The organism is bacterium (genome assembly GCA_040757115.1).
GTDB lineage: Bacteria > UBA9089 > CG2-30-40-21 > CG2-30-40-21 > SBAY01 > JBFLXS01.
The window spans coordinates 1-11,949 of record JBFLYA010000062.1; the positions used below are offsets into that span (position 1 = coordinate 1).

At 36.0% G+C, this 11,949-nt stretch carries 15 protein-coding genes and 3 tRNA genes; 17 read left to right on the plus strand and 1 reads right to left on the minus strand.

The features are described 5' to 3' along the window. The 12 genes from AB1422_07325 to AB1422_07380 form a co-directional block, all read left to right on the plus strand. Positions 1–786: hypothetical protein (locus tag AB1422_07325; protein MEW6619140.1), on the plus strand; the 786-nt coding region annotated here is incomplete at its 5' end. A gap of 21 nt (positions 787–807) precedes the next feature. Next, positions 808–972, plus strand: coding sequence for a hypothetical protein (locus AB1422_07330; protein ID MEW6619141.1), 165 nt, complete (start codon positions 808–810; stop codon positions 970–972). Positions 973–1,028: 56 nt separating this feature from the next. After that, positions 1,029–1,976, plus strand: coding sequence for a hypothetical protein (locus tag AB1422_07335; GenBank protein ID MEW6619142.1), 948 nt, complete (start codon positions 1,029–1,031; stop codon positions 1,974–1,976). Between the two features lie 218 nt (positions 1,977–2,194). Next, the gene (locus AB1422_07340) at positions 2,195–3,211 is read left to right on the plus strand and encodes a hypothetical protein (protein ID MEW6619143.1); all 1,017 of its coding nucleotides are present in this window, start codon (positions 2,195–2,197) and stop codon (positions 3,209–3,211) included. 194 nt (positions 3,212–3,405) lie between these two features. Next, the gene (locus AB1422_07345; protein MEW6619144.1) at positions 3,406–4,071 is read left to right on the plus strand and encodes a hypothetical protein; all 666 of its coding nucleotides are present in this window, start codon (positions 3,406–3,408) and stop codon (positions 4,069–4,071) included. A gap of 58 nt (positions 4,072–4,129) precedes the next feature. Next, positions 4,130–4,681, plus strand: coding sequence for a hypothetical protein (locus tag AB1422_07350; GenBank protein MEW6619145.1), 552 nt, complete (start codon positions 4,130–4,132; stop codon positions 4,679–4,681). Further along, positions 4,639–4,977 (plus strand): hypothetical protein, encoded by a 339-nt coding sequence (locus AB1422_07355; protein MEW6619146.1) that lies wholly within the window; start codon positions 4,639–4,641, stop codon positions 4,975–4,977. Before AB1422_07350 ends, AB1422_07355 begins: the two co-directional genes overlap by 43 nt. Before the next feature lie 510 nt (positions 4,978–5,487). Continuing rightward, complete coding sequence (locus AB1422_07360; GenBank protein MEW6619147.1) at positions 5,488–5,676, plus strand: hypothetical protein; 189 nt, start codon at positions 5,488–5,490, stop codon at positions 5,674–5,676. Positions 5,677–5,814: 138 nt separating this feature from the next. Beyond that, positions 5,815–6,324, plus strand: a complete 510-nt coding sequence (locus AB1422_07365) for a DJ-1/PfpI family protein (GenBank protein ID MEW6619148.1) — start codon at positions 5,815–5,817, stop codon at positions 6,322–6,324. A 214-nt stretch (positions 6,325–6,538) separates the two neighbouring features. After that, positions 6,539–6,685, plus strand: a complete 147-nt coding sequence (locus AB1422_07370) for a hypothetical protein (protein ID MEW6619149.1) — start codon at positions 6,539–6,541, stop codon at positions 6,683–6,685. Between the two features lie 51 nt (positions 6,686–6,736). Further along, complete coding sequence (gene cmk, locus AB1422_07375; protein ID MEW6619150.1) at positions 6,737–8,026, plus strand: (d)CMP kinase; 1,290 nt, start codon at positions 6,737–6,739, stop codon at positions 8,024–8,026. A gap of 207 nt (positions 8,027–8,233) precedes the next feature. Further along, on the plus strand, positions 8,234–9,070 hold the full coding sequence (locus AB1422_07380; protein ID MEW6619151.1) for a 4-hydroxy-3-methylbut-2-enyl diphosphate reductase: 837 nt from the start codon (positions 8,234–8,236) through the stop codon (positions 9,068–9,070). Between the two features lie 351 nt (positions 9,071–9,421). On the opposite strand, the gene era is transcribed toward AB1422_07380, so the two are convergent. Then, positions 9,422–10,297 (minus strand): GTPase Era, encoded by an 876-nt coding sequence (gene era, locus AB1422_07385; protein ID MEW6619152.1) that lies wholly within the window; start codon positions 10,295–10,297, stop codon positions 9,422–9,424. Between the two features lie 543 nt (positions 10,298–10,840). On the opposite strand from era, the gene AB1422_07390 reads away from it, so the two are divergent. From AB1422_07390 to AB1422_07410, 5 genes are all read left to right on the plus strand, one after another. Beyond that, a tRNA-Arg gene (locus AB1422_07390) sits at positions 10,841–10,917 on the plus strand. A gap of 3 nt (positions 10,918–10,920) precedes the next feature. Further along, a tRNA-Arg gene (locus AB1422_07395) sits at positions 10,921–10,993 on the plus strand. Positions 10,994–11,064: 71 nt separating this feature from the next. Next, positions 11,065–11,141, plus strand: a tRNA-Lys gene (locus AB1422_07400). 92 nt (positions 11,142–11,233) lie between these two features. After that, positions 11,234–11,545, plus strand: coding sequence for a 50S ribosomal protein L21 (gene rplU / locus AB1422_07405; GenBank protein MEW6619153.1), 312 nt, complete (start codon positions 11,234–11,236; stop codon positions 11,543–11,545). Positions 11,546–11,580: 35 nt separating this feature from the next. Beyond that, positions 11,581–11,949 (plus strand): hypothetical protein (locus tag AB1422_07410; protein ID MEW6619154.1); only part of this gene is annotated, 369 nt, incomplete at its 3' end.

Genomic DNA, 11,949 nt, shown 5'->3' on the forward strand with positions numbered 1-11,949 from the left:
GCCCTTAAGAATGAGAGAGAGATAAGAATAGCCATACATGAGGGAGAGATTAAAGCAATACTTGAGTTAGCGAATATATCAAGCCCTGTTGTAGGAGATGGAGCACCAGAACCTAAATATGACCTTAGTAAACTTAATGAATCAGATTGGCAGAAGTTAATAAATTCCTTTGGTAATTTACGGCAGTTAAATTATTCACCAACACAAGTAGGAGTAAGTACAACAAGTTTTGATGCAGTAAAGAAGGTATGTAGTGATGTAGTAAATACACAACTGGAGGCATTAGAGATAATAAAAGAGACAGTTGAAAAAGTGGGAGAACCTTTTAGAGATGCTAATCTTAATATTCCCTCAGAAGCAGGACAAGAAATAGTAGTGGATGCTGTTGTAAGGGCATTATGGGAAAAAGGTTATGCCTTTCTTGCAAGTAGCATTACTGCTCCATCTCTATTTGGTGCTACTGGCGCCTTTGACCCCAAAAACTTAGGTGACCCGACGGATGTGGCAAGACTGCTGTGGAAACAAGGTGAAGAGTTTATAGAGGAGAAGAAAGGAGAAATTTGGCAAATAAATTCTAATCTAAATCCTAATTGGACTTTTGAGGCTAAAAAAGACGCTTCTCAAAGACTTGAAATTAGTGTAAATCAGGCTATAGAAGATTATCTTACGAGTATTAAATATGCTAATGATTACAAGGTAAGACTTGTTTTCCCAGATGTTAAGTTTGACTTTGAGAAATATATGAGAGGAGACTATTGGGTAGAAAAAGTTGTCCCTAAACAGTAAATTTAAGGAGGTTTTTTAACGATGAAACGATTACAACTCTTAATAAAAATATCCTTATTTCTTATCCTTGGCAGTACTCTCATTGGTTGTGAGGACACTTCTACTGATACTTTCAATAAGATTGTTTTTGAAAGATATAAAAAACTTGGAGTTTCTGAAGCATTAAAGAAAGAAAAAAAACTTTAACTCCTGAAAGGTTAGATGAAATATTGAAAACACTACCTTTCCACTCTCAGATAGTTATGATGAATGAAAATGGAAAAAATCAAAGGATAATAATAAAAGAGTTTGGAAAAGGGATAAGTTTAAGTTCTCCAGTTTGGTCTCCTGATGGGAAAAAAATTTTATTCTTAAAGGTTAATAATCTTCAAAAGAAATGGAGTTTGTGGATAATGGATGCAAAGGGAAGAGAACAAATAGAGGTAGCAAAAGAAAATTTTATTATATCATCTCCTACTTGGCTCCCGACTGGAAATGAACTATCTGTTTCATCAAAATATAATGGATATTGGCAAATCTGGATAATGAATATTAATGAAAAAAAGTGGAAAAGGTTAACTGATACTCCTATTAATAAGATTGGGATGCAATACTCTCTTGATGGAAAGAAGATTTGTTTTATCTCTCAAGAAGATGGAAAGGGAGACATATTAGAAAAAATAGGAATGCCTCTCAAATATAGAAAATTTGATATTTATGTAATAGATGCTGATGGAAAGAATTTAAAGAAATTAACAAGTAATCCATCTAACGATGAAGAACCCTGTTGGTCACCCGATGGAGAAAAAATAGTTTACAGTTCCTTCTGTGATGGTAATTACGAAATTTTTGTTATAGATAAAGACGGTAATAATCTAAAGAGATTAACTTATAATTCTGTTAATGACTTTGTTCCTACATGGTCTCCAGATGGTAAAAAAATCGCATTTGTTTCCGATGGTATGCTTTATTTAATGGACCCTGATGGCAAAAACCAAGTGAAACTTACAGATAAAACCCAGTGTTATGCTGCTGATGTTATTTGGTCCCCTGATAGTAAAAAGATTGCATTTATTGATGTAGGAAATGCTTCAAACAATTATAATACTGATATCTACATTATTGACATAAGTGGTAAAAACTTAAAGAATGTTACCAATACCCCTGATTGGTATGAATCAGGTCTTTCTTGGCGACCGATGGTTAAGTAAAAAGTGGTAAAAATCCCACCTGTTTTTAGGTAATTTTCCCACTTCTTTGTAAAAAAATTATTGACAAATAAACCTAATGTGTGGTAATATTATTCATCATTTAAGTTAAAAGCAGGAGATGGAAAGATAAGAATAAGTGGAGATTACTATATAACGGCTTTCAAATAAATTTAGGCCACCAGTATAAATAGTAAGGGAAAAAGGAGGTGATTTAGAAAATGAAGAAGGTTATTATTTACTGGATGTTTGTTGTAATTCTTTGTGGTTGTGCTACAACAGGAACAAATGCGGCCAAACCTGATAGCAAATCGGGGATAAATGTTACTTCGACACCACCAGAATGTGGAGTAATTTTGTGTCAGGGGGATAGGAAAACTTTCTTGGGAACTACACCTTTAACTTTTAATCCCTCTATTTTTCTCAAGTCAGGTGAATTAGGATGGATTATAGTTTCTCATCGGGGGTATAAATCTGCATCGGTTCCCATTGGGCAAGAGATGAAACCAATCGAGATTACTTTAGATAGAAGGGAAGATACTTCCCTTGAAAGTGTTTCTCCAAAGCAAATTTCTATTTGTTTACTTCAAATTAGTGGATTTAGGGGTTCTAAAGCAGCGGAGCGCGATGATATTGAGATTGAAAATAGCAGAAAACTTCTATTAAATTACTTTCAAGAAGGAACTTTTTCACAAAAATATAAATTAGAAATATCAGAAGGGTCGCGTGAAATTCCAATAGAAAAATGTGAGTTACTAATTTCACAATTTGATATAGCATTAAAAGGACTCCTTCCAGAAGCAATGCCTTACTACTCTCGCCTTCCTGCTATTAAGGATAAGGAATCTCTTACTATACTTGCTGAAATGAGTAAAGCACAAGAAAGTGATGCAATTCTCTGTATTTATGGTGCAGCGTGTTTCAAACCAGCTGGTCAGAAGTTTGGAGAGGCTTTAATGTGGGGATCTATGGTAACATTGGCAGTAGTGGCAGCTGGAGAAGGATATACAGTTACTCCTCAACCAGGTCAACGCTACTTCTGGGAAGGGACGACTGATAAAGCTATCCCAAAGGATAGAGATGGTATTGCTCTAACAGCTGTAATTGTCAGGCCTGAAAATGGGGAGATACTTGCATTTGGGAAAGCATATCAACCAGGTAGATGTACTGACAAAAATGTTATCAAAGAAGTTACTGAAGATATTCTTCTGGTGATAAATCAAAATCTACTTAAATAATCAGAAGAGTATATAGATAAATCCAAAAATTAAAAGACTTCTGCAAAACAGGCTGATTTGTCATTGCGAGCGATAGCGAAGCAATCTCAACCCGTTGCAAATAAAGAGATTGCTTCGTCGCTGTGCTCCTCGCAATGACAGATTCCAGGCATTTTGCAGAACTCTAAAAAATTAACTATAAGGAGGAGAAAAAAATGAGAAAAGGAAATAAAAAGACACTGGTTAGTTTATTAGTTATACCACTATTATTCTTGTATGGTTGTGCTACGGTTCCAGTAATACCCCCTATGGCACTTGACCAGTCATATTTCCAAAAGACTCAAATACTTTTGATTAATTGTCAGGCATCAGAGTATGGTGGATTTCATACAGATGCACAAGGTGGAATAGTTGGTATGGTGGCTGATGCTACTCGAGCACAAAAATTGAAGGAGGCAATTAAACCAATAAATGCTACCTACATAAGGCACAAAGTTGTAAGTGATGTTAAAACTACTCTTGAACCTGTATTTGATAATATCAAATTAGCAGAGGGTACTACTAATCTCACTTTACAACCAGGAGAGCTTCTCTTAATTGTAAATGTTTCAGAATGGAAAATTAATCTTTCAACAGGTGCTTTTGGTCTGAAATTTGGTAATTACACAACCATGATGAAAGGAAAAGCTCAAATTACTAACGAAAAAGGAGAAGTAGTATTTCGAACAACTTTTGAGGTTAATACTGTACTTGGCGATACATTAGAAGGGTTAATTAAGGATGATGGTAAAGTAATTAAAGAGGCGATTAATGAGAATATCAACAAGATAATATCAGCCGTTACAGGAGCATTGAAAAGTACTGCACCTACTGAATTGTAGAAAAAAGCAGAAGAGAAAAGATAAAGAGAGTACTTATAAAGCAAAATAGGGGTCTGGAGTGAATAGGTTTGTGGCGGCGGTGAGCTTTGCAGGGAATAATTTAGATAAACTGCCAACGGGTTTACTTACTCCTTTCCAGATGGAATTTCTTGGCACAACTATTAAAAAGGTTGGTGACTACTACCAAAAAGGCGTGATGATTACTGGCAAAGAAAAGATATTTAGTGGTAAAGAGGTATCAGATGAAGAGCGGATAAGTTTAGCCGGGAATCTGTTAGGGGCGCATATCCAGAAAGCATTCGATAATGGTGTAGGAATAACCGATGCAGTAAGCAAAGGTCTGGCAGGATTTATTACTGATATGGTAGTAGATACCCCGAAAAATGTGGTTAAAGATGCATCTACGGTAACCAATTATGCCCTCCAGACATTAGCTAACCGGGCCATCAAGGCATATAGTTCGGTAGTTAAGACAGAGAGTGGTTATTATAGCGAGGTAGCAGGCAAGATTATTAAAGATGTAACCTTACCTCTGGACATATTAGAAAAGGGGATGGGGTTAAGTGGATGGGTGACAGTGCCAAGAATCTCCTCTATCACCAGCTTTTAGATACATTTGGCAAAGAGCCACAAATTACTAATCCGCAAATCCAAAATCCAGGCCAAAGCACAGAGACGTTCACTGGCGTAAATGAAGAAAACAATGAAAGATTCAAAGCAGACGCACAAAAGGTAATGGAGATAATAAAAGAGACAGTTGAAAAAGTGGGAGAACCTTTTAGAGATGCTAATCTTAATATTCCCTCAGAAACAGGCCAATCAATAGTAGTAGAAGCTGTTAAAAAGGCATTAGCGGAAGCAGGTTATTCCTTTCTTATACCTAGTGCTCTGTCGCTACTCAAGTGATTGATTGGCCGTTGTCCCCCGCTGGCGGGAGTCTTATCGTTACCCACAAGTCCAAATATAGTTAATTGACAATTATCAATTAGCCATTATCAATTCACAATTAATATTTGATGTTGACAAAATTAACAAATAATGGTCAATTGTTAATTGTAAATTGTCAATTGTTAATTATTGGGGGCTGCATTCTTCTATTTCAGATTTCATATTCCACCCCCTTAATCCCCCGCCAGCGGGGAACATCAATTGAGTAGCGACAGAGCACTAGCATAAAGGTTAAAATAGTGTATAGGGTTCTGCAAAATAGGATCTGGGAGAGACAACAAATAAATATTAAATATCAAATATCAAAATGCAAAATTATATCAATTTTAGTTAATTTCTGCCTCTTTAATAAGCCTTATATCTTAACGCCTATAGGTTAACAACCCCCTAACCCCCTTTATTAAGGGGGAATATTTGCTTCTTATTCGTGTGCATTCGTGTTGACAAAGAGGCAAAAACTTTATAGAATTGATATTACATATCAAATTTCAAAAAGAACTTCGAGAAAAGACTGTTAACGAAAGTAAGTTATGGCTTGCATTACTTTGTAATAGTAAACATGCTAAACCAGAGGAAGTAGCATGGTTTCTCAAAGAGTTGGAGGAATTTGGTAATATCTTTGCTTCAAGTATTTTAACGCTGAAAGGAAAGAGATAATTTTACATTTTGATATGTAATTTTTATATTTGCTTTTTGCATTTTGATCTTTGAAGGAAATTCCTTTTGGACACCAAATCTGCATAGATTTCACTATTAGAGTTATTTTCAGACACCACCAAAAATAAGGAGGTAAAAATGTCAAAAAAAGTGGTAATGATAATTGCAGGGATAAATTTCCGTGATGAGGAATACAAGGTGCCAAGAGCGATTTTAGAAAAGGCAGGAGTAGAAATCAAGGTCGCTTCTTCAGTAACGAAGCCTTGCCGTGGAGTGTTAGGAATGACAGTCACGCCGGATATGCTTATTAGCGAAATTAATGTTGGAGATTACGAGGCGATAATATTTGTTGGAGGAGGTGGGTCATCTGAATACTGGAATAATGAAACCGCCTTATCTATCGCCAGAGAGTGTATTAAGTTAGATAAGCTTTTATGTGCCATTTGTATTGCTCCGGTTACATTAGCTAATGCAGGAGTCCTGAACGGCAAAAAGGCAACCGTTTTTTCTTCAGAAATAGCCAGATTAAAAAATAAAGGCGTCAATTACACCGGTAGAGATGTCGAAATTGATGGCAAAATTATCACGGCAAACGGTCCTGCCGCCGCAGGTAAATTTGGTGAAGCAATCGCTAAGGCTTTAGAGTAATGGTAACCATTTAGGTAATCCTTTACCGCAGAAACGCAAGAGTTCACAGAGAGGAAAATATCTTTTTTTTTCGTGTTTTTCGCGTTTTTCGGCGTTTAAAAAGGCTTAAAAATAGGTAAGCGTTCAGGTGGTGTAACAAAAGGAGATGTGGAGATTAAGGAGATAGGGAGATATTATTAAAAAAATTGAAATTAATAGAAACTAATAGAAATTTATGGAAATTTGTTGTTTTCCACAATCAATTTCTACCTATTTCTATAAATTTCAATCTATTTCTATTATCTTATCTCCATATCACTCTTATCTCCTTATCCCCTTTCTTACACTTTTGATATATAGCCTGAACGGTTACAACGATTGATTGCGTGGAGATATAAAAATACCAACTTCATAATTCTTAAAGGAATTAATCATGAGAAAATGGATAATCGCTATCGACGGTCCTGCGGGTGCAGGAAAAAGCACGGTGGCAAAAATAGTCGCTAAAAAACTAAAAATTAAATATATAGATTCTGGGGCTATTTATCGCGCTATTACCTGGAAAGGATTAGAACAAAAGATTGATTTGAGTGATAAAGAGGCTGTAATTGAACTAACAAAGAAGATTAAGGTTGAGTTAAAATCAAAGAAAAGTGTCTTTGTTGATGGCAAAGAGGTAACCAGAGAAATTAGAAAACCTGTAATTGACCAGAATATCTCTCTTGTGGCGAAAAATGAAGGAGTAAGAACCCAGGTAGTGAAATTGCTTCAAGAATTAAGTGAAACAGGTGGCGTAATTATGGAAGGACGAGATATTACTACGGTTGTCTTACCCAATGCGGATGTTAAATTTTATCTCGATGCAAATGTTTTAACCAGAGCAAATAGAAGGTATAAAGAATTATTGGAAAAGGGTGAAACGGATATAAATTTTAATCAAATTCAACAAGACATCGAATATCGAGATATGCAGGATAAATCAAGAACTACTGGTCCATTAGTCAAAACCAATGATGCAATTTACCTTGATACCTCCAATCTAACGATAAATCAGGTTACCTCCGCTATTATCAGAAGGATACGAGATATTCAAAGATTTAATCACCAGAATAAATTATATTTAATGATATATCTAATCGAAAGGATACTTTTTAGAATATTATTTAATTTTAAAGTAACCGGGCAAGAAAATATCCCATTAACTGGTGGGGTATTAATTGCCGCAAATCATCAAAGCTACGCTGACCCACCGGTGATAGGTGCGGCGTTACCAAGAGAGGCATATTTTATGGCAAAACAAGAACTATTTAATTATACCTACCTTCGCTGGCTTATCAGTAAGTTAAATTCCTTCCCGGTTAACCAGACAACAGTCACTGCACAAACATTTAAAAAAACCATAAGTTTATTGGAACAAGGATATGGAGTTGTGATATTCCCTGAGGGACAACGAAGTTTTGATGGTAAATTACAATCAGCAAAACCAGGGATAGGGCTGATTCTATGTAAGGCGATTGAGAAATGTCCCCAGGTTAAACTTATTCCTGCAAAAATATTGGGCACGGATAAGGTCTTACCGCGAGGGTCAAACAAGATTAACTTTTGCAATATTGAGGTAAGATTTGGAAAACCAATTGATATAAATCAATTTACTCATCTTTCTTCTAAAGAAAAATATCAGGCAATTGCGGATACGATTATGGAAAAGATAGATAACCTCTAACTCAATAAGCATCTGTGATTCAGACAGAAGTCTACAAATATATCACTCCTAACGGAGTTTATAAAATATATTCAGCCCTGTAAGGGCGAGATGTTTATAGATTTATCGTCTCAACATCAAATTAGCTCCGTAGGAGCGATATGTTTATTGAGAAAGTTATAGATATTTTCGTGCAAAAGTTTGTTGGCAAATTTTCAGAGGAAAAAAATGGAGATAATCAAAGTAAAAGATGCCGGATTTTGTTTTGGGGTAAAAAGGGCAATAGATTTAGCTCTGGAAGCGGCTAAAAACGAAAAAAATCATGTCTATACATTAGGTCCGCTGATTCATAATCCCCAGGTGTGTGAAGAATTAAGGAAACAAGGGATAATTGAGGCTAAATCATTAGATGAGATAAAATCAGGCGTGGTTATCCTTCGTTCTCACGGCGTCCCACCTAAATTATACCAGGAAATATCCAATGCCGGGCTTAAAATAGTGGATGCGGTTTGCCCGAGTGTGAAAAAAGTCCAGGAAATAGTGCTTAAGCTAAAAGAAGAAGGTTATAAGGTAGTTGTTGTTGGAGAAAAAAATCATCCAGAGGTAATGAGTATCGTTGGAACTTTAGAAGGTGAAACGATTGTTGTCGAAAACCCTCAAGAGGCAAAAAAACTTAAAATAAGGCGTAAAATAGGCGTTATTGCCCAAACAACACAAACTATTGGTAATTTTAAAAAGGTAGTTGAAATACTTTTAGATAAGTCCAGGGAATTAAAGATAAATAATACCATTTGTAAGGCAGTAGAAAATATTCAGAAAAGCTCCTTGAATGTGGCAAAACAAGTAGATTTAATGTTAGTTGTTGGCGGTAAAAATAGCGCCAATACAACTCGCCTTTTCCAACTGTGTAAAAATAAGACAAAATTCGCCTATCACATTGAAACACCAGATGAAATAGCCCCGAAATGGTTAAAAGGGATAGAAAAAATTGGTGTTACAGGCGGCACATCTACCGCCAATTGGCTTATTGACCAGGTAATAGAGAGATTAAAGTATATGGAGTAGTTCACTTCTATTAGATTCTCCTGAAAATATGGAAGTAGAAAGTAGAGAGTAGAGAGTAGAAAGTAAAGAAAACATCACTCCTCACACTTATCTTCCCATCTCCCACCTTCTATCTCCTACCACTATTTTCATTCTCATTTGTGAACCAACGGTTCATGACCGTTCTCCTGAAAATAATCCGCAGATTTCGCAGAGGACACAGATTTTTATTTTTTTATCTCCCCGCTGGCGGGAGATTGAGAGGTTAGGGGATTCTTTTATTCCCGAATCCCGAGCCCCTTAATTTTCATCGTCATTTGTGAGTCGTAGACTCATGAGCGTTCTCCTAAAAATCAGGCTCTCATTTCTTTCTCAATATCCAAGTTCCTTTAGCATCCCCAGATTATCCTTCCATTTCTTTTTTGGTTTAATCCAGAGTTGAAGAAATACCCCCCGGTTAAGAAATACCTCTATTTCTTTTCGAGCTCGCTCCCCTACCTTTTTTAACTTCTCACCCTTTTTGCCAATTAAAATTATCTTCTGTGATGCTCTTTCTACATAAATTACAGCCCGGATGTAATCTTTTTTTCCTTCTCTTTCTTTAAACTCCTCAATAACAACCGTTGTTGAATAAGGAATTTCCTGTCCATATTCCTCAAATATCTTTTCCCGAATTATCTCACTCACAAAAAATTTCTCAGGTTGGTCGGTTAAAATGTCTGTTGGGTAATAAGGTGGGTTTTTAGGTAGATATTTCATAATACACTCAAGTAACTCTCCAGTTCCGTCTTTTTTAATCGCAGAAATAGGCATTATCTCTTTAAAATCATAAACTTTTTGCACAGAGTCAATTAGTGGCAAAAGCGACTCTTTTGAAACTAAATCAATTTTATTGATAACCAGAATTGTGTCTTTTTTATAATCAAGGAATTCAAGTTCAGGTTGCTCCTGGGGTTCTATCATAAGTATAACTAAATCAGCATCTTGTAAGGCTAAATGTAGGGTTTTGTTCATTAATTCGTGGAGTTTATACTTAGGTTCTAATATCAACCCAGGTGTATCCAAAAATATAATCTGGTAGTTTTTATCATTGAGAATACCCAGTATTTTATGTCTTGTGGTTTGAGGTTTTGGGGTAACCGCAGACAACTTTTCGCCTAAAAATAGGTTAAGCAAGGTTGATTTTCCAACATTAGGTTTTCCAACAATAGATACATAGCCACAATGGAATACATTTTTTTCTTTCATATCAATGTTATATCCGCTAAATTCTTGTAGCCGTTCACCGCAGAGACAAAAGAGTTCGCAGAGAAAAACACACCCCTACCCTCTCTCAAGAGGGGAAAATCTATTCACCAGAGACAGAAATTTCCTTTTTTTGTGCATTTTGGGTCTTTCGTTGTTTATTAATCTTTTAATACTTACTTTTGACTAACTGTTTTTAAGTCTTTTTAAACACCGAAAAACGCGAAAAACACGAAAAAAAAGATATTTTCCTCTCTGTGAACTCTTGCGTCTCTGCGGTAAAAGATTACCTCAACGGTCATCCTGAAACTTATTATATCGTAAAACATCCCGTGTGTCAACTAAAAAATATCCCTTACCATAACCACTTCAACCTGATTACGGACACGGAAAACGGACACGATTTACGAATTTTCAGTGTTTTCATCCGTGTCCATCTGTGGCTGAATAGTTACATTTTTTTCTATTTTCTAACGCTGGAATAAAATTATTTATTGACATAAAAAGAAAAATATTGTAATATATTATAGAAGTAGAGAGATAAATGCGCCCGTAGCTCAGATGGACAGAGCGGTGGACTTCGAATCCAAAGGTCGGAGGTTCGACTCCTCTCGGGCGTGCCAGAAGCGCCTGTAGCTCAGATGGATAGAGCGTCGGACTCCGGATCCGAGTGGGGAGGTTCGAGTCCTCTCAGGCGCACTAAATTCGGTAACTGGCAAATGATGAGTGGTGATTAGTTACCAATTACCATTTACTAATTACCAATCATTGGGTCGTTAGCTCAATCAGGCAGAGCAGGGGCCTCTTAAGCCCAAGGTTATAGGTTCGATTCCTATACGGCCCACCAACTGGTAACTGGTAACTGGTAATTGGTAACTGGTGATTGGTAACTAATTACCATTCACCACTTACCATTTACCAAAAATAAGGAGGTTTTTAATGTACGCTATTGTTGAAACAGGTGGAAAACAATATAAGGTAAAGGAAGGAACTACTATTACTGTAGAAAAGATTGAGAGCCCAATAGGTGAAGAAGTAACATTAGAAAGGGTCTTAATGATTTCTAATGGTGATGATGTGATAGTGGGGAATCCTGTAGTAGATTGTGCCAGGGTTATTACACAGGTAGTAGCTCAGACAAGAGGCGAAAAAATTACAATTATGAAGTTTAGACGACGAAAACATTATAGACGGAAAATGGGGCATCGGCAAGATTATACACAATTACTGATTAAAACTATTGAAAGATAAAGTTAAGACAATTTTTTTAGATGAGGTTAGAAAAAATGGCAGAAGATTATTTTAAAGAAATAAAACAAATGTTAAAAGAAATTGCTCAAGGTCATAAAGAGTTTGAGGAAGAACAAAGAAAGACAGATGAAAAAATCCGTAAGGTAGGTGAAGAAATCGAAATATCTTCGAAAAAGACAGATGAAAAAATCCGTAAGGTAGGTGAAGAAATCGAAAGACTTACGAAAAGAACAGATGCGGAAATCCGTAAGACAGGTCAGGAAATTGAAAGACTTATGAAAAGAACAGATGCGGAAATCCGTAAGGTTAATAAATCAGTAGCAGGAATAAGTGATGGTTTTGGTAGAATGACTGAAGGATTCGCACTTGCTTCTATAGAAGAAGTATTCAAGAAACTTGGAATA